The organism is Cytobacillus sp. Hm23, from assembly GCF_051842895.1.
In the GTDB taxonomy this organism is placed as follows: domain Bacteria; phylum Bacillota; class Bacilli; order Bacillales; family SM2101; genus Nanhaiella.
On sequence record NZ_JBPXRQ010000001.1, the window covers coordinates 83,642 to 105,956 of the forward strand.

A 22,315-nucleotide genomic window follows, 5' to 3' on the forward strand; every position below is an offset into this window, starting at 1 on the left:
TAAGTCGTATAGGTGTGTTTATTATCATAGTGTGAAAAACAGCGTATAATTTTGTTAAATACATCATTTATGATTACGCATCAATATCAATTAAACGTTCATTCTACGCTCTTCTGCATAAACAAGTTTGCCGTCAATAAATGTTTGTTCAACTTTATTTCTTAAGTCAAATGGGTCTCCGCTCCAAAGTACGAAATCTGCGTCTTTCCCAACTTCAATAGATCCAACCTTTTCTTCCAATCCTAAGTGTTTTGCAGCATTTAATGTAATAGCTTGTAAAGCAACCTCTTCTGTTAAGCCATATTTCACAGCTAAAATAGCACTAGTCATCAAGTGATCTATGCCGACAACAGGATGATCAGTAGTAATAGAAAATGGTACATCTTCATTAGCTAACGCTTGAAGTGTGTGCCAACCTTTATCAGCAAGTTCTATCTTTGACCGAGAAGACATTGTAGGTCCGACAGCTACACGAACATTGTACTTAGCAATGAAGGGAGCAATTTTGTGACCTTCTGTACAGTGCTCAATCGTAAGGTCGAAGCCAAATTCAGTTTTTAAACGTAACGCAGTTACAATGTCATCAGCACGATGTGCATGAACACGTAATGGAATTTCTTTATTGAGTACTTTTGCAATATTTTCTAGCTCAAGTTTACGATCTACCTCGCCATTTTTCCTATTTTCAATATAATTTTGCGCCTCAATTAATTTTTCTCTTAACAGTGCAGCTGTCCCCATTCTTGTTATAGGTAAAACACCTTTACCACCATGAAAGCGCTTTGGATTTTCACCTAGAGCAGCCTTTAATCCTGAAGGACTTTTGACTACCATTTCGTCAACGATATGGCCAGCTGTTTTTACAATAACCATTTCACCACCGATTACATTGGCACTTCCAGGCATGATTTGGACAGTTGTAACTCCAGCGAGACGTGCATCATTGAAGCCCTTTTCAATGGGATTAATCCCATCTATTGCTCGAACTTGAGGAGTTGAAGCAGCGCTTACTTCATTGTAATCTTGTCCTTCTTTACCAATTCCCTCTTCATGTATACCTAAATGTGTATGTACATCTATTAGACCTGGTGTAATAACTTGGCCTGTAGCATTTACAACCTCACATCCGTCAGGAATAGCAATATCATTACCGATTTTTACAAATTTTCCGTCAGAAACAATGATTGTGCCATCACTTAATTTTTTTCCATCACCAACATACCCAGTCACATTTGTAATTGCTAACATCAAAATCCTCCTAAAATATCAATAAAATAACTTAATTGTTCTATTAATCATATTTTTCTATCTATATCTTATTGATCATAATGGATATTTGAAATATTGTAAATAGATTGCAATCAGCCGAATCTATTAACTTTTTCTGTCATTTTACTATAGGTGAGTGAGAATGTTCTGCTAATTAAGCTTATTATGAAAAATAACGGAAATGAAAGCAATTTTAGCATGAGGTTTACGTTAAGCTCTGATGGTGTTAGTATAATGACTAATTCGTTGAATGGACTAGATATTCTTAGCTTTATGATTGAAGGGTTAAAAGTAATCAAACTAAAGGCGAATTATCATTAATTGGCAATTTCTTGGTTTATCTTTGGGCATCAATTAGTTGATACTCATAATCTTTTATCAATGTAAATGCTCTTTTGAAATTTTGTTGCTTCAATTTCAAAAATATTATCTAAGTTCATGATTTCCTCTTAGTAAAGATGCAACGAAACGATTATTTGATAGTAACAATCAACTCACAAACAAGCTTTTTATAACAATATTTAATTAAATAGGCATTGGAGAAAAAATAATGAGAATGTTAGCTAAAAGGAAATTATGGTCTTTTACACCGATTCAATTGATTGTTCTTTATTATACTATTGCTGCAATCGTATCAACAATTTTACTCATGCTTCCTATCGCTGTTAAAGATGGTGTGGAATGGACATTTATAGATGCTTTATTTACTGCTATCAGTGCAATAAGCGTAACAGGGCTAACGGTTGTGTCGACAGTTGACACTTTTAGTGTTCCAGGAATTTTTATCTTGGCATTTATTTTACAATTTGGTGGCATTGGTTTAATGACCTTAATGACTTTTATGTGGATGTTGTTTAGAAAGAAAATTTCATATCAAAACCGAAAGCTCATTACTTATGATCAAAATCGCATTACATATAAAGGGCTTGTTATTTATATAAAACAAATCTTATTGATCATTATCACGATTGAGACTTTAGGTATGCTTGTTTTAGGCACATATTTCTTAAAGTATTTTCCTAATTGGCAAACCGCATATTTACAAGGCTTCTTTGCTTCAATTAGCGCAACGACAAATGCGGGATTCGATATAACAGGGAGTTCTTTAGTACCATATGCAAACGACTATTTTGTTCAATTAATATATATCATTTTATTAATTGTTGGAGCTATTGGCTTTCCAGTCTTGATAGAATTGAGAGACAGTTTATCATTTATGAAATGGAACAAAAGATTTCGTTTTTCACTATATGTTAAGCTCACAACACTTACTTTTTTCATTTTAATTGTACTTGGAGGATTATTGATTTACCTCTTCGAATTTAATCATTATTTTGCACATAAGCCATGGCATCAAACACTGTTTTCTTCATTGTTCCATTCTGTGTCAGCAAGGAATGGTGGCCTAGCAACAATGGATTTAAATAATTTATCAACTGCTACTCAGCTTACATTGGCGATGCTTATGATTATAGGTGCATCACCTAGTAGTGTTGGAGGAGGGATACGTACTACGACATTTGCTATTGTGATTTTAGCAATGTATGCACAAATTAGAGGGCAAGGATCAGTAAGAATATTCAAGAGAGAATTAGAAAAGGATGATATCGCAAAGTCATTTGCGATTGTAATGATTGCTTTCCTCGTTTGTTCAAGTTCCGTTGTGATATTGAGCGTAATTGAACCATTTTCATTAAAATCGATCATATTTGAGGTTTGTTCAGCGTTTGGAACGACAGGATTATCTTTAGGGATTACACCTAGTTTGAGTAATGCTGGGAAAATAGTTATCATTGTCCTTATGTTTATTGGAAGGATAGGAATTTTAACTTTTATTTACTCAGTATCTGGTGAGCAAGAACAAGAACAGTATCACCATCCTAAAGAGTATGTCTTAACTGATTAACAAACAAAAGGCTTTGTGTGTATTATGCTTGTGAGAATAAAATGGTGTTCCTGTATTTGAAAAAGGCTTTTTTTGTAACCTTTGCATTTTTATAAAAAAGATCTAATGAAATATAGTGATCAACGTTCCTAGTTCGACTTACAACCTTTTTAACTTTTTCTCTTGACCTTAACATTAATGTCAGGGTTTATACTTAATGTACTTTAAGTAGCACAATCTTCATGTGAGGGAGGTTAGTATTTATAAGCTGAATTATAGCTATGATTTTTCTGTCAGCAAGCAGTATTTATACACCGAATAGTTGGATATGCGACAGGGTGGAGGTGTTCACATTTATGAAAATAGGTGAACTATCTAACATAACTGGTGTTAGTGAACGATCAATTCGACATTATGAAAAACAAGGTCTTATTAGTCCAATACGTTTAGCAAATGGGTATAGGGAATATAATCAATCTGCTATAGAACAGGTTAATACAATCCAATTATATATAAATTTGGGATTGGCAACTAAGCAAATTTCTAGCTTTTTAACATGCGTACTAAAAAACAAAGAAGAGTTTTGTAGAGATGTATTACCGATATATAAAGATAAGCTTCAAGAGATAAATAACCAAATTAAACAACTTGAAATGATCAAATCGAATCTTGAAGAAAGAATATTATACTTTACTACAGGTCACGAAGTAAAAGGGAAGGACGGTGGCTGTTAAAGTATGCAATATACAACAAAATAAACTTTTTAATGGTTGTAACATGAGGGAATATAGTTCAAGGAAAAATTGCTCGCGTAAACTTTCTCAAAAATTTTAAGCGTAACTAGTATAATTTTTAGAGAAGAAAAGATACCCCAAGCGTTAGTTATCATCAAGTTTAGCTCATTTTTCGAAAATTAACTATTAATGCGCAAACAGCATTAATAAAAGTATGGGAGGTTATATGAATGGCAATCTTACATGTTACTGATAAATCATTTGCAAATGAAACTAATGACGGGTTAGTATTAGTAGATTTTTGGGCACAGTGGTGCCCACCTTGCAAAATGATCTCACCAATTCTTGAAGATTTAGATCAAGAATTTAGCCATAAATTAAATATAGTTAAGCTAGATGTTGATGCAAATGAATTAACTGTATTAAAATATGGCATTATGAGCATGCCTACATTATTACTTCTAAATAATGGTGAAGTGATCAATAAAGCAGTTGGATATAAGCCAAAGGAACAATTAGTTAGTTTTATTACAAAGCATTTGTAATTTAGTTTTAGGTGAAAGCTAAATAGTATAATAAGTTGCATTATTGATATGTGAGCTTTCATACAACACTTGGTTAGAAAACACACTCCTACTCAAAGAGGAGTGTGTTTTGTTATTGCAAGTTGATAGTTAATGATGTTTTAATAATTCCTTAACTTCATCTATCTTAAAGTCTAGTAGGATTTCTTTTTGCAAAACACGTTTTAAAGTTTCAGCTACATTATTATTGACATCTAATAAATCACGAATAGTTACTAGTCTTTGAGACTCAAATGCCGCCACAGCAGCTTGAATCTTTTCGCCTTCAGCATTCATTATGTGTGCTAGTGCTAGTTCCTCAAAACCAACTGTAACTAATAAAAATAATAGAACATTCTCTTTGTCATAATCTGGTAAAGTAGGTGCAACAGGCATTCCCATTATTAAATCCCTCCTTCTTTGTTCTTTTGTCTTACACTACATTAGTATGTTGGTTGATAGATATTGCTTGTTTAAATGTCTATTTTGTTTTAAAGGAAAATCAAATTGTATTTTAGTACTAGAGGCATACTAGAAGCAATGTTATATAAATGTAAAAACAACTCCAATAGAGGGAAATCGATAAACTTCCCGAATATATTAATTAATATTTAATTTAGTAATCAATTGTCTTATATCATACAACTTATTGTTTAAGAGGATTTGTTGTTGATTTACACAAGTAAGTGTACGCTGAACACTTTCAGTAATAGCAAGCAACTCAGTTATGTCAATTGTTTGATTCTTAAAAGCAGTAAATACCATCATTACTTTCTTAGCTTCCGCTTCCATAAGTCGTGCTAAAGCTATTTCGTTTTCTGTGATAGCTTGTAATAAAAACCATAAAACTTGATCCTTATCTATATTTCCTAATTCAGGAATAACCGGTATATCCATTTTTACAATCCCCCTTTCATTTATGAGGAATTTTATTTAGTACTAGAGGATAAAAACATAATATGCTAATTTAGTGCTAGTCAGGGATGTTGGAGTGAATAAAAGTTATATTTTTATGATTCGTAGATTCTGTGTCTATGAAGTACTAAACATGTTCTTTAGAGTATTTTATGGATAAGGTTACTATTCGCTTGTGCGAAAGACTAGCATGGAAGTATTGTTTGAAATTTAAAGCTCTTTTCGACAACTTTGTAGCTATTCATACTAATTTAGGGTGCAACAATTAAATTTATGCAATTGACTTTATTATAAATGAGAAAAGATGCCACGAACGTTAGGCTTATACGTGTTTATTTTCTAGTACAGAGAAGTATAATTGATGTGAACAAATGATTAATTTAATGAACAATGGGAGATTAACCAAGATAGAAAAAACCTTTCTTACTATAGTTCAATCTTCTGCTAAAATAATACATAGATACGATCACAATACAAGTTATTCACGAGGTAAATAAGTAGAAAGTGAGGCTATTGGATGAATGCAATTCGTAAGGAAATTGTACAATTTTTAGATGAAAATGTTTCAACCTTTATACAGTCTTGGAGACAACGTGTACTTATTTCAGATAATGATATACATAAGGAAGAAGTTATTAATAACGGTAAAAAAATGTTTCAGTTAGTTAAGCTAAGGTTGGAGAACGCATTAAGTGAGGGAGATGTGCGAGAATTAGCGTACAAGGTAGCTTCAGAAAGAGTGGAAGCGAATATTAATATTGGAGATTTAGTATTTAATGTTAATGAAGGCCGCAAAGAAATTAATAACTGGATTATAAGCTCAGGATTTCCTTACGATCAACTCATACAGATTTTAGAAGAAATCAATACCATTTTTGATCAATTCTCGTATTACACAGTAAAAAAGTATACAGAAATTAAGGAGGAACAATTAGAGGAGAAAACTCTATTTATTGATCAAACACATAAAGAGCGCTTAACCATTTTAGGGCAAATGTCTTCAAGCTTTGTGCATGAATTTAGAAATCCGTTAACAACGGTTATTGGTTTTACAAAGTTAATTAATAATGAATATCCAACGATAAAATATATTGATATTATCGAACATGAGTTACATCAATTAAACTCACGTGTCACTCAATTTCTTCACGTATCAAAAAAAGAATTAATAAACGGTGACAAATTCGAAGTTTCCTTAAAAAAATTGTTTGATGACCTACTAAATTTCATTTATCCAAGCATTGTAGATGGAGATGTTAAAGTTACTAAAAATATTCATTCCGATATTAGTGTTTTTGCAAATCAAGAGGAGCTTAGGCAAGTCTTTTTAAACATCCTATTAAACTCTATAGACGCATTGCAATATGTTAGACACACAAAAATAATGAATATTGATTGTAATACATCTGATGGCAAAGCTGAAATTACAATTTCAAACAATGGACCTGTCATTCCTAAAGAGATCATTGCAGTTATTTTTGAACCGTTTTTTACGACTAAAGAATTAGGTACTGGAATTGGTTTGTATATTTGCAAGAAAATAATTAACAAACATGAGGGAGAAATTAGTTGTGTTTCAAATGAAAAGTTAACTACATTTTCTATAAAGCTTCCTTTGTTTGTCAAAAGTGAGAAATACGCCATTTCATAACAAATAATTGTATCCTAATAAGAACTTTTGTTATGGAAAAAAGTAAAGTGTGGATGAAATTTCCTCATAGGTGAACTGGCTAACAACAAGGTTTAGCAAGAGAAGTATTGATAATAACTAACCTTTTTAAATGCCTATTGTAGTTATTAATGTAAAACAACCTTAATCAAAGGTTGTTTTTTACATAGTGTTTTAATTCTCTATTCCTATTTAGTAGCAACTCAGAATAACTAAATAGACAATTTGTAAAAGAAAATATGATAATGAACTATTAAAATCAAGTCTAGGGAAATAGCGCAAAAATAATGTGCTAGTTCAGTATCTGTTACATTAACTGGAGATAGCGGAACAAGTTAGGAAAGGAGTCATAAATAAGGTGGGATTTACGGTGGTGTAGCAAGAAAATGAGGGTGGGAAACATCAAACCTTACCCAATTGACAGGGTGTTTCTTTAATAAGATAAGTTTTACCAGCTAAAACGTATATTATTATGATCTATAAATTTAGAATAGATGGTTTGGCGCTATCTGTTTTAGCATTAATAAGAGGAGAGAGTATGTTGCGAAAAAAACTGGCTTTTATTTTATTTGTTATTGGGTTTTGTATAATAGAATTCATATTTTTTAAGACTCAAGCTGAAAAATATGTTTCATTAATACCACATTCAGCGTATGTAGTTTTATTAACTTTGGCAGGAATGATAACATTTAAAGAAATTTCAAATTTAGATCAAACGACAATTACTAGCCATTTCGTTAAGAGAATAGTTCTTAGTATGTTCATATTAATATTCCTGCCTATTAGTTTTTTTATGACAAAGCCAGAATACTCATATTCTCAGGCACAAAAGGATATTGCGGATAAAGAATTCGTGACTATTGTTCACAATAACCGGAAATCAATAGAGGACAAGGATAAAGGGACCAGGTTTTACGTTATCACTTGTACGAAAGATGGTGAAACTATTTCCTTCATATTTAATCCTTACGATGGATCATATGAGGAACTTCATACGAACCCATAAGTAAATTATGTTAATATCCTCATCTTGTTTATCGAATGAACATTCTATATTCCGTTTTGACCGATAAAAACAATTTTCCACCATCTTCAGTAGTTCAAATAAGCAGCAACCAGGTGATGCTCGGCACCTCCCGATTGCTTAGTAAGGATGAAATTTAATTTTTGAAGTTGTTAACCTTTTCACTGAACTTCTATTCTAGTGAAATTATCTATCATTTATACACTTGCGTCATGACTCTATCTAAGACCTTCCGTTGTTCTTCAAAAATACTATAGTATTTTTTCTTCAAAACATCAAATTCTTCTTTTCCAGCATTCGTTAATTGATACAAATAAATCCTCTGTCTCTTACCTTTAATATGAACTTCTCTAGTTAATAGGCCATCTTCAGTCATTTGAGCAAGCGTATTTAGAAGCGTTGATGGGGCAGGGCACCATTGGCCACCGAGAGTGCGAAATTCTTTTTTAAATTGTTCACTATACATCGTTAGTCTCGTTGTCAACAAATACAAAATATAAAATTTCACAAATTGAGCTGCACTCATATTTAAGGCAAATCGTTTAGGTTCACTAGACTTATCCATATAATCCCTCCTTTTATAAAATTATACCATATTACTACTTAGTAGCATCTCAGAATAATATTTAAAAAGAAAATAACCAAGAAAAATCATTTTCATCCTAGAGTGTCAAGTTTTTATCAGTCGGTAAATGCTGTATAGCACTTCTTAACAACGTACCTATTAATCCAGGTTTAAAATACCAAACCAATGTTAAAAGTGTTTTTAAAAAAATAAGACGACTAACAAAAAATGGCTAAGTATTTTTCATACTTGTTCTCAGTCGTTAAAAGAGCATAATTCAGTAAATTATATTTTCAACTATTACAGATGAAGAACGTTCAATCTTGAATGAAGTGCACACAAATTTATGTTTACATAAGTAGTTGCAAACTTATAAATTTGCAAGTGCTTAATAGCAAGAAACCTATAAAAATACAGAAGAATATACATCCTTAACAATTTAAGTAAGACGTAAATTCTACCAAATCGTTACACTCGTTCATAATCAGTTCATATTCAGATGATAAATTGTAAGCAGATAATTTAAAGGAGTGATTAACTAGATGCTTAAGCATGTAAAGAAAACAGATTATATACTCATACTTATTATTCTGTTAGCTGCTGTACTGAACATTTATAACATATGGACAGATGATTATGCTAACCCATATTACACTGCAGCTGTAAGTAGTATGATGCAAAGCTTTGAAAATTTCTTTTTCGCATCATTTGATGCTGCAGGCTATGTAACAGTGGATAAACCACCAGTTGCATTTTGGATTCAGACCATTAGTGCATTTATTTTTGGATATCATGGTTGGAGTGTCATATTACCACAAGCATTAGCTGGAATAGGCTCGGTAATATTGATGTATTTTCTCATAAAACCATCTTTTGGTACCACAGCAGCTAGAATTGCTAGTTTAGTCATGGCATGTACGCCTATCGCAGCAGCTGTGAGTCGTACGAATAATATTGATAGTCTTTTAGTATTTACATTGCTTTTAGCTACATGGTTATTATTTAAAGCTGTTAAGAATGAAAAGGTTCTATGGCTCATTGGTTCATTTGCTGTTATCGGCATAGGGTTCAATATGAAAATGCTTCAAGCTTTCATGGTATTACCTGCTTTTTACTTATTTTATTTGTTAGCTACAAAAATTGATTGGAAGAGAAAGGCGAAAATACTATCTGGTGCAACTGTTGTTTTATTGGTCGTTTCATTATCATGGGCGGTCATAGTTGAATTAACTCCAGAAGAGAATAGGCCTTATGTTGGGAGCAGTCAAACAAATTCCGTCTTAGAATTAGCTTTCGGTTATAACGGAATTTCTCGATTAATTGGTTTACAGAAAGGCGGTTCTGAGCCTGTATTTAATGAAGAAGGAAATGGTACCTCTCAACAAATGTCACCAAATAGAAGTAGGGGTGATATGCCTGGCGGGGGACCACCAAATGGGCAGATGACTCCAGAGATGGAAGAAAGAATGAAAGAAATGCAAGAACAAATGGAAAGTGGAGAAGGTATACAAAGTGGTAATAATCCAATGATAGGTGGCGCTCGCCAAATGGACGATACTGGTGAACCTGGATTCCTAAGATTATTTAGTACAGCCCTATCAGATCAGATTAGTTGGTTCATTCCATTAATATTGATAGCAAGCATCGGGTTACTTATGAAGATGAGAACCTTAAGAAAAATAACACGAGAAAATAGTCAAATATTATTTTGGTTATTATGGTTTATACCTATAGCAGGCTTTTTCAGTGTAGCATCCTTTTTCCATTCATACTATCTCGTCATGCTTGCTCCTCCAATAGCTGCACTTACAGGTATAGGTTGGGTGGAATTAGTAAAATCATATCTTAATCATAATGGGTGGCAAAAATGGCTCTTACCAACCGCTATTTTAGTAACAACACTATTTGAGTTATATATTTTAATGACAAATGCAATAGTAATTGGATTAGCATTACCTTTAGTTGTTGGTCTATTAGGTATAGGTTTGTCATTAGCATTGTTTATGATGAAAAAAAATAATAAGTTCTCTTATCTTACTTCAATAGCTAGTCTTCTAGTCTTGTTAATTGCACCTTTCTATTGGTCAGCGACACCGATGATATACGGTGGAATGGCTATGCTTCCGGCGGCTGGACCTGATATAAAAAATACACAAGGTATGATGCAAATGATGATTGGAGATGCTGACCTAAAAACGATCGAGTATTTAACAGAAAATAATACGGGCGAAGAGTATTTGTTTGCTACTGCCAAAGCAACTACTGCAGCTCCATACATTATCGAAACAGGTGAGGCAGTAATGGCTATGGGAGGATTTAGTGGAACCGATTCTATTTTATCGGTTGAACAACTTAGTGACATGGTAAAGGAAGGAAAGATTAAATACTTCATTTTGACATCTGAACTCATGGGTAGAGGTTCAGATGTAGAAGATTGGATTAAAGAACATGGCACGGAAATTACTAACGATCTATGGCAGTCTAGTTCTAATGATTCCCAAATGACAGGAACGATGACATTATTCGAAATTACGGAGGTGGATTAAGCGGATGAATGAGCATGTTCGATATTCTATTATTATCCCTGTCTATAATGAAGAATCTGTTATTCATGAGACGTACCGTCGTTTAAAAACAGTTATGGAAAGTACAGCCGAGGTTTATGAATTATTGTTTGTCAATGATGGTAGTCAAGATAACACGGCTTCAATAATAAAAAAATTCTGTGACGATGATCAATCAGTAAAGTTAATTAATTTTGCTAGAAATTTTGGTCATCAAATTGCAATTACAGCAGGGATGGATTATGCAAATGGTGATGCCATTGTGGTGATTGATGCTGATCTACAGGACCCACCTGAATTAATTCTTCAAATGATAGAAAAATGGAAGCAAGGATTCGATGTGGTATATGCAAAACGGATCAAACGCGAGGGAGAAACGCTCTTTAAAAAACTAACAGCTACCTTATTTTATCGTGTATTAAGGGCTTCAACAGATATTGATATTCCTGTTGATACAGGTGATTTTCGTTTAATAGATCGTAAAGTATGTAATGAGATGAAAGGGATTCAAGAAAAAAACCGTTTTGTACGAGGTCTAATAAGTTGGGTTGGGTTTCGACAAACAGCTGTAGAATATGTACGAAATGAACGGTTGGCTGGCGAGACAAAATATCCATTAAAAAAAATGCTTAAATTATCGTTAGATGGCATTACAACCTTTTCCTATAAACCTTTAAAGCTAGCAGGCTATACAGGTGGATTTTTATCCATCACAGCCTTTCTATATATGGTATTTGTTATCTATCAAAAACTATTTACAAATAGTACAGTAGAAGGTTGGGCTTCCCTTATCATCATTCAACTGTTCTTCAGCGGCATTATTCTCATCTTGTTAGGAGTGATTGGCGAATATATTGGTCGTATTTACGATGAAACAAAGAATCGTCCTCTATATATTGTTAGTGACAGCTATGGTGTAGAACGGCACGAAAGAAAAGTCACAAGTAGTGTTGTGCATGAATAACAAAGGAAATCGTTTTCTTAAATTTAGTATTGTTGGTGGGATTAACACAGGCATCGATTTTGTTATATTTTCACTATTGACCGCTATTGGTATGAATTATTTAATAGCGCAAATCATCTCCTATGGAGGTGGTTTGCTTAATAGCTATTTTCTTAATAGGTCATGGACATTTCAGCAGCAAGGAAGAATTGAAATAACCGAGGTTGTTAAATTTATCTTAGTCAACTTTATGACTTTAGTAATTACTTCAATCCTACTTGCATTATTATACAGCGAATTAAACTTGCCATTATTATTAAGCAAATTGCTTGCGACAGGGTTTGGTGTCTTTATTAACTTTATGGGAAATCGAATTTGGGTTTTTAAAAATTCTGAAGAAAGAGGCGAAAGTGTATGAAGATAAAAAAAGCAGTCATTCCAGTAGCAGGGCTTGGGACACGATTTTTACCAGCAACAAAAGCTCAACCTAAAGAAATGCTCCCAGTTGTTGGCAAGCCTGCAGTACAATATATCGTAGAGGAAGCTGTTCAAGCAGGTATTGAAAGTATTATTTTTGTTACAGGAAAAAACAAGAAATCGATTGAAGACCACTTTGATAAATCTACAGAACTAGAGCGTGCATTAGAAGAAAAGGGGAAAATAGCTCAATTGAAGGAAGTACAGTCTATATCATCAATGGCAAATATTTATTATATTCGTCAAAAAGAACCGTTGGGCTTAGGGCATGCGGTGCTTTGTGCAAAGCAATTTATTGGGGATGACCCATTTGCAGTCTTACTTGGTGATGATATTATGATTTCTAAACCTCCAGCGATCAAGCAAATGATGAACGCATATGAAAGAACCGGCGTTCCAATCGTAGGCGTGCAACAGGTGCCACTATCAGATGTGAGTAAGTACGGAATTATTAATCCAAGTAATAAAAAAGACGAGATTTATCATATTCATGATCTAATTGAAAAACCTGATTTAAAGCAAGCTCCTAGTAATTTAGCTATTTTAGGAAGGTATATTTTAAATCCTTCAATTTTTCCTATTTTAGAAACAATTGAAAGAGGAGCAGGTAATGAAATACAGCTGACAGATGGATTACGACACGTTTGCAAAAAAGAGGGCTTAATGGCTATTGAGTTGCAAGGGAACCGTTATGATATAGGAGATCAGTTGGGATATACAAAAGCTATAGCAGAAATTGGACTTCAAAGACCCGAATTAAGATCAAAACTTCTAGCCTATTTTGACCAACTTCTAAAAAACGAATCTCAAAAAAAGGAGCTGGTCAAATGAAAGCAGTATTAGTAACTGGAGGAGCAGGATATATTGGCAGCCATACTGTTCAAGAGTTGCTGCGGCAGAACATTAAAGTCATTGTATTAGATAATCTTTCTACTGGTCATAAAAAAGCTGTTAAAAGTCCCTATTTCTATATAGGTGACATCACTGATGATGAATTATTACATGATATTATTTATACGCATCAAGTTGATTCAATCATACATTTTGCTGCTAAAAGCTTAGTATCAGAATCATTAATTAAACCTGAAGAATATTTTCGTGAAAATACTTTTAAAACGTGTTCTTTTTTTGAAAAAGCTATACAATATGGTGTAAAACGAATTGTTTTCTCCTCAACAGCTGCTGTTTACGGAATAACAGAAGATGAACCGATAAATGAAATGTCTACAATAAAACCGATTAATCCATATGGTGAGTCCAAGTACTTTACTGAGCGATTTTTATATTGGCTAGGAAAAAAGTATAAAATACAATGGATCGTTCTACGGTATTTTAATGCAGCAGGAGCTTCTTTAGATGGAGAAATCGGTGAAGATCATCACCCGGAAAGTCACCTTATTCCATTAATACTACAAACTGCATTAGGAAAGAGAGAATTTATTTCTGTGTTCGGAAATGATTATCCAACATTTGATGGTACGTGTATCCGTGACTATATCCATGTCATTGACTTAGCAAATGCACATATCAAAGCGTTAAAAGCTTTGTTCGAGGGTAAAATAGTTTCAAATATATACAATGTAGGTACGGGTAAAGGATATTCTGTTGCAAATGTAATCGACGTAGCAAGAGAAGTTACTAATAGAAGTATTCCCGTCGAATTTGAGCCAAGAAGGGAAGGAGATCCACCTATATTAGTAGCTGATAGTACTGCATTACAAAAACAATTAAAGTGGAAGCCAGCATTTAGTGATCTTACAACGATTATTGACAGTGCTTGGAATTGGCACTTTACCCATCCTAACGGTTATGAGTAAAAGCTTAATTAAACAAATATAATAATATTCAGTATAGGCATTGTAAAGGTAGGAGGGGAATAAAATGCTGCAAATTTTAGTTGCAGACGATGATGATCACATTTGTCAATTAATTACTCTTTACCTAGAACAAGCTGGGTTTAAGGTGATTCAAGCATCTAATGGTAGAGATGCTTGGAGAAAACTAGAAGAATATAAAATTAATCTAGCTATCGTCGACATTATGATGCCATATAAGGATGGCTGGGAATTGACAGAAGAGATTAAACAATTTTTTGATATACCTGTTCTCATGGTTACAGCTAGAGGAGAATCACAAGATAAGTTAAAAGGCTTTAAAAAGGGAACAGATGATTATTTAGTCAAACCCTTTGATCCACTAGAAATGGTCGCACGCGTAAAAGCGTTACTAAAGCGATATCAAATAGAAGCAAGTGATATATTGTATATTGGTCATACAAGGTTGGATAGAAAACGATTACAAATATCTTTTGAAAATGAACAGATGACCTTACCTCCTAAGGAGTTCGAGTTACTCTTTACTTTAGGTAGTATAGCTGGAAAAATATTCACAAGAGAACAACTTATTCATCAATTGTGGGGCTATGACTATGAAGGAGATGAGAGGACTGTGGATGTGCATATAAAAAGATTGAGAGAGCGTTTTTCAAAGAAAGCCACAAGTTTTGAAATTAAAACAATCCGTGGACTAGGGTATAAATTAGTGAGTCTAAGTGAATGAAAACAATATATGCAAAATTGATAAGTTCTTTCATCATTACAATCTTGTTAAGTATGATTATAGCGTTCTACTTCGTAACGGCATTCAATAAAAGGGATATTCAAAATAATTTAGCTACTAACATGAAGAGCGTTGCATATGAATTCATACAATTATATGGTAATGAGAATGCACAACAAGCTGTCTCATTTTTCACTAATATGTCCTTTACGGGATATACATTTATCATATATGATGAGCTTCTTCAAAAACAAGAAATTGGAGAACGTACATTACAAGCTGCCATTCATGAAGAGGACATAGTTAAAGTGTTAAATGGTGAAGAGCATACTAATTATGTAAAAGGGGTAAATCCACCTTTTAATTCAATTATCGGTGTGCCATTTGAGGAGAATGGCAAGCAATATGCGTTATTTGTGTTATCCAATCCTGAAAAACAAATGAGATCTTCTCGGAAAATTCAACTAACTCAGCTTGCATTCGTGCTAATAATAGGGAGCTTGTTCTTCTTATATATATCAAAAGTACTTGTGCAACCTATTAAAAAATTAATTAAAGCAACAGAAGAGGTCGGCAATGGAAATTATAAAGTACAAATTCCAGTTACCTCTAAAGATGAAATTGGTTCATTGACAAGCCATTTTAATAAAATGACTAAAGAGTTAAGTAAAATAGAACAAATGCGCCAAGATTTTGTTGCAGGAGTTTCTCATGAAATTCAATCACCACTCACGTCTATACATGGGTTTGCTAAAGCATTAAAAAGTAATGAAATTGATCAACAGGCGAAAATGGAGTATTTAACTATTATTGAACAAGAAAGTACCAGGTTGTCTCAACTAGGAGGAAACTTATTAAAATTGGCGTCACTCGATTCAGAACATCATCCTTTTACAGTAGTTCGTTATCGTGTAGATGAGCAAATTCGTCGTGTGATCACATCTTTAGCTCCTCAATGGGAAGCAACAGAACTACTATTAAATATCCAATTACCAGAAACTTATCTTAAAGGTGATGAAGATTTGTTAGAACAAGTTTGGGTGAATCTCCTTACTAATGCAATCAAGTTCACTCCTCAATTAGGGAACATAGACATTGACCTAACTACTGATGAATCAACAGTAACCTGCTCCATCACTGATACAGGACCTGGAATACCAGAAGAGGATCTGAAATATCTATTTGAACGGTTCTATAAGGCTGATCATTCTAGATCTTCAAGAGGAAGTGGTTTAGGACTTGCTATCGTAAAAAAAATAGTTGAAATGCACGGTGGACAAACTATGGTTATGAGCGAACTCAATAATGGAAGTACATTTGTCGTTACATTACCAATTAATCAAGCAAACGAGATATAAAAAAGTTTTTAATACGGCTAATCAGACTAGGTTTTTATATGAATTTCCCTTACTTATGTCACAAACTTACCTCCTTACTCGTTATAAGGGCAAGGAGGCGAACATAATGAAAACAATTGTGATATTAGGCGGAGGTTACGCTGGATTAAACTTAGTAGATAGTTTGAAGAAAGAATTAAAAGATCAGTTAGGAACAGCAGTGAGGGTTATATTAGTTGATAAAAACTCGTATCATTTTCGAAAGGTACTATTAGTAAAAGCAATTACCGAAGATACAGACGACTTACAACTAAAAGTTCCCTTTCAACGGTATATTTCAAAGGGTATTGAGGTGTTACAAGGGGAAGTCACACGTATTAATAAGGCTGGTAATATTGTTGAAATTGAAAAGGAAGACCACGAAGTAGTTGAGCTTCATTACGATTATTTAGTCATTACGCTAGGTAGCAGAGTTAAGGATAATGAGCACTTTTTTGGGGGTATGACACTTAAAGATGAAAGTAGCGCACATGATATTAAAGATAAGTTAATAGACTTAATAAATAACACAAAAAAACTCAATTCTGATCATAAAAGTCAAAGCAATTTAAATATCGCATTAGTTGGTGCTGGAATAACAGGAATTGAAACTGCATGTGAGCTTGCTGTGTGGCTAAAAGAACAAGCGTTAGTGCATGGTATTGATCCGAGTGGAGTAGAAGTGCTTTTATTCGATCCGAAACCACGTCTTCTACACGAAGCACCAGAACATATTAGTTTCAGATTAGAAAAAAAGATGAACAAATTTGGTGTCAAGTTTTTATCTAACACAAGAGTAAAGGAATTCAAGAATGGATATCTTGTCTGTACAGATGGAAGAAAATATGAAATAGGCTTATGTGTCATTACAAACGGTGTGGAAGTTAATCCAACCATCAAACAATTCCAATTACCACTATCTGATAGAAATCAACTAATTGTTAACGATTGTTATGAAGTAGAAGGGCACCAAAACATTTATTCAATTGGAGACTGTGCTCGAATAATTGACCCTATTACAAATGAATACGATGGAATGACATGTAAGGAGGCTATTCCACAGGCACAGAGGTTGGCTAAAATTATTAAGAATAAAATGAGTAAACAACCAAATCATATCGTTCATACTAGCTACCCTGTTAAGCTATTTTGTGTTAGTTTAGGACCAAATGAAGGATTTGTTTGGATTCAAAAATGGGGTATGAATTTTACGTTAACAGGCCAATTAGGGTTGAGATTCCGTAATTATACATGGAATCTTGCAAGTTTACTAAAGTGACGGTGAAGGATATTGGAAAATTCATTAATTCAGCAACTTTATATAGATTATAGGCCACTTCTTTTTTCTCTTGCTTACAAAATGACTGGGAGTGTTAGTGATGCAGATGATGTTGTCCAAGATGTGTTTTCTAAGTTAACAAACTATGAGTTAAAGAACTATCAAAACATGAAAGCTTTTCTTTGTAAGTTAGTGACAAATCGTTCCTTGGATTTACTTAAATCATCAAGGAAAAAGAGAGAATTATACACCGGAACTTGGTTGCCAGAGCCAATTGTTCAAAATGAAGATCCATTAAATCATGTAATGGTAGAAGAAGAAATTTCTATTGCTCTTCTCTTTTTGTTCGAATCATTAAATCCAATAGAAAGAGCAATTTTTATACTGCGAGAAATTCTAGAATACGATTATAAAACCGTAGCTGATATCGTTCAAAAGTCAGAGAGCAACTGCCGAAAAATATTGAGTAGACTGAAAAAAGAACTTCCTGATCTTAATAAAGAACTTCTTCCTACCCCTGCTGAAGAGCATGAACAAACAGTCGTAACATTTATCTCCGCCTTCCAAACTGGAAAAGTAACAAACCTCGTAAAATATTTGCAAAACGATATCACTTACTATGCAGATGGTGGTGGTAAAAAAGCAGCTGCATTACGTCCAGTCGTAGGTAAAGAAAAAGTAAGCGCATTATTTGAGACACTTGCTAATAGACTTTTGGAGGAAAACTACAAATTTCAATTGAATACAGTAAACGGGCAAGCAGGCGTGACCATTTTGGACCCAACAGGATTCACTGCTGTGGTCGGCTTCAAAGTCTATGAAGGTAAGATAAAAGCCATTTACTATATTGTTAACCCTGATAAAGTTAGCCATATTCAAAATGATGTGAGCATTTAATAGTATATTCCAGCCGATATCTCAATAAAGCTTTGGGGTTATCGGCTTATTTAGTTTATATAATTTACAGTCATTCTTTTTAGAAGGTCATATGAAGGAATAATAGCAAACCAATTAATTAAAAGATTATTAGAAATAATCAATAGTTGTATATTTTTGTTGTGGCACATAATGACTGCAAGACTCATTTGGACTTGTTTAACATATTATGAAAATTTGGATGTACTTAATAAAGAGACAGCTTGAAAAAATATACATGCTTAGTTCCTTTAATGATATACATATTACCCCAAAAAAATATGTAGTCATGAATTTTGCGATCAATCTTTCCATTACAAGTAACCGACACATTTTTGTAACTATACCTTTCTACAAATGGTTTCGTATAATAATATTAAGTGTAATGCCTAAATTATGGATACTAAATGAGGAAGTCTTCAAATTAACACATACGAGGATCAATTTTAATGGTATTAACTCTAAGATACAGTCAATATTTGAACAATTAGCTTGATAAAAATGGGTGAGAAAAAATGATTAAGAACCAAGTAGCCAATAACAATAATAGTGTATTATTAGAAGTTCATAAACGAATAGATGGTATTACGAAAAACTCGAATGTTAAGACCTATCAAATAAGGTCGATTTCCTCAACTGTATTTAAACTAATTGATAATAAATCAATTGCAAATATACTTCTACTTTGTGAAAAACTGTTAGAGAATCGTAAATGGGAGTATGGGGTTATTGCGTATGATTGGGCTTTCAGAATTAAAACACAATATAGTAAAGATACTTTCCTTGTTTTTGAAAGATGGCTAAAAACATATGTAACAGGGTGGGGAGATTGTGATGATTTCTGTACTCACGCTTTTGGAGAGCTATTAAGTCAATATAATAGCTTATTTCCTAAGGTTGTTCAATGGACAGAACATCCTGATTTTTGGGTAAGGCGTGCAGCAGCTGTTATTATAATTTATCCAATTAAGAAGATGAGGTTTGATGAACTAGAACCGTTTACAATTGTAGATCGTCTGATGAATGATGAACATGACTTAGTTTTAAAAGGTTATGGATGGATGCTTAAAATATATTCCACTGTTAAACCAGACGAAGTCTATCTTTATGTGAAAAATAACAAAATGATTATGCCTAGAGTTTCATTTAGATATGCGATTGAGAAATATGATAATTATACGAGGAAATACTTGATGCAGAAAAACTAATACAACAAAATTTTAAGATATGCAATATGAGATATAAGTGTTTACTAGTGTTCAAGAGAAAAAATTCATTCAAGAATCTGGCGCTTTTCGAATAGATATGCGTCATATTTCATAGGGGATTTTATTTATAGCTTACAAACAAGCATAATTGTTGTAAACTACATGTTGGAGTTAAAATTTTTCATTGTAGGTGAAATCATGAATTCGAATAGAGAACAGTTGAATGCAATTATTCAGGAATTAACTGATGATGCGGTTTTTGAATTGACATTTTATGCAAAGGAAATCAAATCAAGATACGAGTTTAAAGATAAGATGGATCAAAAAGGGGTCGGCCTTACCTATATTGGTAATGCTGAAGTAAGGAAACGATGGGAAGATACTTTTACGAATTCCATTAGTCAAAGTAAAAAAGATGAAATCTTTTTACACCAATATCTATGGCATATTTTCAGCTGTAAAGTACTACCTTGTAAAGAAAAAGAAAAAGCCATTGAAGCTTTCAATAAAGTAAAGAAAAATAAAGTTTACGTTTTTTATCAAAATACATACTCATATTCACTTGAAAGTGCTGAAAATATTACGACAGAGGATTTTAAAGGTGAAAAGGATATGTATATAGTTAACGAAGATTATACATGGACTTATGTACAAACCCATGAACAAGAAGCAGGATTGGGTCCTTACTTTTTTGAATTATAAGCATAGATAAAAATTATATAACTTAGGAATTTAGTAAGTTAATTAACGGCTAGAATGAACGATAGTAATCTTCAGCAATAAGGTGACTTTTTCTAAGAAGCGCGTCTTTCTTAACTGAAAGGCTATATTGTTTATTAGTTCTAGTTCTTCAGAATAGTAAACACAAGATAAATTGTGGTTAATAGGTGGATGTTCAGAAGATAAAAGAATGAGAGCTTTATCAAACTAGAAGATTAATTTTATTAGGGGATTAACCAGTTTTAGACAGGAAACATATTGATTAATGAGTCTATAAGTGTAATCGACTAATGACCAAATTGGAAATGGTATTCTACAATATGGTGCTGTTAAAAAGTATTTTAACATTTATTTATACTAAAGACAGGTTTTAACTTATAATTTCAAAAGGGAAGAACAACATACACTTTGAGAAAATATATGTAACCTCCTTGTGCCGTTCATGAAAAGGAGGGGATTTTCACCGATTATCATTTTCTGATAAAAAATCGATAACTCACTTAAGGATATTTAAGGCTCTTAGTAAAGCATTTAAACTATTATCTGCATCTTTCTTACTATGAAACGCATCTGGAACAGTTAACCCTAAATGATGATACCCTGGATAAACATGCAATTCTGTAAGTACACCGTCATACATTAAACGTTTTGCAAAATCCAATGTCTCATCTGCAAATAAATCAATAGAGCCTACACATAAATATGTGCTTGGTAAGCCCTTAAAAGATTTAGCCATAGCAGGCGAATAATATTCTGAAATGCCTTCAGTTCCAGGATCTTGTTTAAGAACAGACTTCCACCCAAAATAATTGATAGCATTATCGAAAAAATATTCACCATTAAATGGATGCGCTTCTCCAATAGCCGTACGATCATCTAGCATTGGTACAGATAATTGTAAGTGATGAAAATTAAACTCCTGACAATCACGAGTAAATAAAGCTAATCCTGCAGCTAATCCAGCTCCAGCACTTTCGCCAGCAACAGCAATTCTATTAATATCAACATTTAATTCTTTAGCGTGGTCGATACACCATTTAATTCCTGAATAACAATCATGTAATTGAGCAGGTTGAGAAAATTCAGGGGCTAAACGATAGTCTACAGAGACACCGATAAAATTATAGTGATGTGCTAGAAATGCATGCTTTTCATTATTCATTTCTGGACTACCGATAATCATACCACCGCCATGTACAGAATAAATTAATGGATTAAGTTGCTCAGCTCTATTTTTCGGCTTTGTAATAACTAATCTCACTTTAGAATCATCAAATAAATTATCAATCCTTATTTCTTCTATTTCAACATCATATCGTTCAGTCACACTAGAAGTGAAAAACGCTTTGAGTTGTTCTCTAACTTCTAAGTAATTTTCTGGTGTTAAACTCATACTGCCCATAACATCTAAAATATCTCGTATTTCTGGATCAATTAAATGTTCACTTCGTTTAACTCTTTTCATAATACACCCCCATAGTTAATTGTACATTTTAGTTCAGATGATACGTATTTTGTGTATTTAATTACTTTCTCAATATATTCCATAAAATGTTTATAACTACTGATAAACTACTTCATACGGACCTTAATCATTTCTTTAAAGTTATTCTACATACATTCTTTATAAAACCATAGACACTTTAGTGT

22 protein-coding genes are annotated in these 22,315 nt (G+C 33.0%); 17 read left to right on the top strand and 5 right to left on the bottom strand.

Annotation, left to right across the window (positions count from 1 at the left end; all coding sequences use genetic code 11):
- Positions 1–90: 90 nt before the first annotated feature.
- Positions 91–1,248: an amidohydrolase gene (locus ACSVDA_RS00375; RefSeq protein ID WP_485879865.1), complete on the bottom strand. Its 1,158-nt coding sequence runs from the start codon at positions 1,246–1,248 to the stop codon at positions 91–93.
- 186 nt (positions 1,249–1,434) lie between these two features.
- Here ACSVDA_RS00375 and ACSVDA_RS00380 point away from each other — a divergent pair, with 186 nt between their 5' ends.
- The 4 genes from ACSVDA_RS00380 (at position 1,435) to trxA (ending at position 4,433) form a co-directional block, all read left to right on the top strand.
- Entirely contained in the window at positions 1,435–1,590 is a 156-nt protein-coding gene (locus ACSVDA_RS00380) for a hypothetical protein (protein WP_485879867.1), read from the top strand.
- A gap of 229 nt (positions 1,591–1,819) precedes the next feature.
- Positions 1,820–3,175 (top strand): TrkH family potassium uptake protein, encoded by a 1,356-nt coding sequence (locus tag ACSVDA_RS00385; RefSeq protein WP_485879868.1) that lies wholly within the window; start codon positions 1,820–1,822, stop codon positions 3,173–3,175.
- 335 nt (positions 3,176–3,510) lie between these two features.
- Positions 3,511–3,888 carry a MerR family transcriptional regulator gene (locus tag ACSVDA_RS00390; protein WP_485879871.1) on the top strand — a complete coding sequence of 126 codons (378 nt, stop codon included), beginning with the start codon at positions 3,511–3,513 and terminating at the stop codon, positions 3,886–3,888.
- 230 nt (positions 3,889–4,118) lie between these two features.
- Positions 4,119–4,433, top strand: a complete 315-nt coding sequence (gene trxA / locus ACSVDA_RS00395; protein WP_485879873.1) for a thioredoxin — start codon at positions 4,119–4,121, stop codon at positions 4,431–4,433.
- Between the two features lie 129 nt (positions 4,434–4,562).
- Here trxA and ACSVDA_RS00400 read toward each other — a convergent pair whose 3' ends face one another.
- Both ACSVDA_RS00400 and ACSVDA_RS00405 read right to left on the bottom strand, forming a co-directional pair.
- Positions 4,563–4,853 (bottom strand): alpha-helical endospore appendage domain-containing protein, encoded by a 291-nt coding sequence (locus tag ACSVDA_RS00400; RefSeq protein WP_485879875.1) that lies wholly within the window; start codon positions 4,851–4,853, stop codon positions 4,563–4,565.
- Between the two features lie 198 nt (positions 4,854–5,051).
- Positions 5,052–5,348, bottom strand: a complete 297-nt coding sequence (locus ACSVDA_RS00405) for an alpha-helical endospore appendage domain-containing protein (RefSeq protein WP_485879877.1) — start codon at positions 5,346–5,348, stop codon at positions 5,052–5,054.
- Positions 5,349–5,883: 535 nt separating this feature from the next.
- Between ACSVDA_RS00405 and ACSVDA_RS00410 the strand changes: the two genes are divergently transcribed.
- Both ACSVDA_RS00410 and ACSVDA_RS00415 read left to right on the top strand, forming a co-directional pair.
- Complete coding sequence (locus ACSVDA_RS00410; RefSeq protein WP_485879879.1) at positions 5,884–7,017, top strand: histidine kinase N-terminal domain-containing protein; 1,134 nt, start codon at positions 5,884–5,886, stop codon at positions 7,015–7,017.
- Between the two features lie 559 nt (positions 7,018–7,576).
- Positions 7,577–8,041 (top strand): hypothetical protein, encoded by a 465-nt coding sequence (locus ACSVDA_RS00415; protein ID WP_485879881.1) that lies wholly within the window; start codon positions 7,577–7,579, stop codon positions 8,039–8,041.
- A 211-nt stretch (positions 8,042–8,252) separates the two neighbouring features.
- Here ACSVDA_RS00415 and ACSVDA_RS00420 read toward each other — a convergent pair whose 3' ends face one another.
- Positions 8,253–8,624, bottom strand: coding sequence for a PadR family transcriptional regulator (locus tag ACSVDA_RS00420; RefSeq protein WP_485879883.1), 372 nt, complete (start codon positions 8,622–8,624; stop codon positions 8,253–8,255).
- Positions 8,625–9,166: 542 nt separating this feature from the next.
- On the opposite strand from ACSVDA_RS00420, the gene ACSVDA_RS00425 reads away from it, so the two are divergent.
- The 11 genes from ACSVDA_RS00425 (at position 9,167) to ACSVDA_RS00475 (ending at position 20,647) form a co-directional block, all read left to right on the top strand.
- A complete protein-coding gene (locus tag ACSVDA_RS00425) occupies positions 9,167–11,170 on the top strand; it encodes a glycosyltransferase family 39 protein (RefSeq protein WP_485879884.1) in 2,004 nt (667 codons plus the stop codon).
- 4 nt (positions 11,171–11,174) lie between these two features.
- Positions 11,175–12,152: a glycosyltransferase family 2 protein gene (locus tag ACSVDA_RS00430; protein WP_485879886.1), complete on the top strand. Its 978-nt coding sequence runs from the start codon at positions 11,175–11,177 to the stop codon at positions 12,150–12,152.
- Positions 12,145–12,549 (top strand): GtrA family protein, encoded by a 405-nt coding sequence (locus ACSVDA_RS00435; RefSeq protein WP_485879888.1) that lies wholly within the window; start codon positions 12,145–12,147, stop codon positions 12,547–12,549. The genes ACSVDA_RS00430 and ACSVDA_RS00435 overlap by 8 nt, the downstream gene beginning before the upstream one ends.
- Positions 12,546–13,439, top strand: coding sequence for a UTP--glucose-1-phosphate uridylyltransferase GalU (gene galU, locus ACSVDA_RS00440; RefSeq protein ID WP_485879890.1), 894 nt, complete (start codon positions 12,546–12,548; stop codon positions 13,437–13,439). The genes ACSVDA_RS00435 and galU overlap by 4 nt, the downstream gene beginning before the upstream one ends.
- Positions 13,436–14,425: a UDP-glucose 4-epimerase GalE gene (gene galE, locus ACSVDA_RS00445; protein ID WP_485879892.1), complete on the top strand. Its 990-nt coding sequence runs from the start codon at positions 13,436–13,438 to the stop codon at positions 14,423–14,425. The genes galU and galE overlap by 4 nt, the downstream gene beginning before the upstream one ends.
- Before the next feature lie 64 nt (positions 14,426–14,489).
- Complete coding sequence (locus tag ACSVDA_RS00450) at positions 14,490–15,167, top strand: response regulator transcription factor (protein ID WP_485879894.1); 678 nt, start codon at positions 14,490–14,492, stop codon at positions 15,165–15,167.
- Positions 15,164–16,525 carry a sensor histidine kinase gene (locus ACSVDA_RS00455; protein WP_485879896.1) on the top strand — a complete coding sequence of 454 codons (1,362 nt, stop codon included), beginning with the start codon at positions 15,164–15,166 and terminating at the stop codon, positions 16,523–16,525. The genes ACSVDA_RS00450 and ACSVDA_RS00455 overlap by 4 nt, the downstream gene beginning before the upstream one ends.
- A 106-nt stretch (positions 16,526–16,631) precedes the next feature.
- The gene (locus tag ACSVDA_RS00460) at positions 16,632–17,822 is read left to right on the top strand and encodes an NAD(P)/FAD-dependent oxidoreductase (RefSeq protein ID WP_485879898.1); all 1,191 of its coding nucleotides are present in this window, start codon (positions 16,632–16,634) and stop codon (positions 17,820–17,822) included.
- A gap of 12 nt (positions 17,823–17,834) precedes the next feature.
- Positions 17,835–18,719 (top strand): RNA polymerase sigma factor SigJ, encoded by an 885-nt coding sequence (sigJ, locus tag ACSVDA_RS00465; protein ID WP_485879900.1) that lies wholly within the window; start codon positions 17,835–17,837, stop codon positions 18,717–18,719.
- A 533-nt stretch (positions 18,720–19,252) separates the two neighbouring features.
- Positions 19,253–19,945, top strand: coding sequence for a DNA alkylation repair protein (locus ACSVDA_RS00470; protein ID WP_485879902.1), 693 nt, complete (start codon positions 19,253–19,255; stop codon positions 19,943–19,945).
- A gap of 198 nt (positions 19,946–20,143) precedes the next feature.
- On the top strand, positions 20,144–20,647 hold the full coding sequence (locus tag ACSVDA_RS00475; RefSeq protein ID WP_485879904.1) for a DUF4275 family protein: 504 nt from the start codon (positions 20,144–20,146) through the stop codon (positions 20,645–20,647).
- Between the two features lie 514 nt (positions 20,648–21,161).
- Here ACSVDA_RS00475 and ACSVDA_RS00480 read toward each other — a convergent pair.
- A complete protein-coding gene (locus ACSVDA_RS00480) occupies positions 21,162–22,130 on the bottom strand; it encodes an alpha/beta hydrolase (RefSeq protein ID WP_485879906.1) in 969 nt (322 codons plus the stop codon).
- Positions 22,131–22,315: the final 185 nt, after the last annotated feature.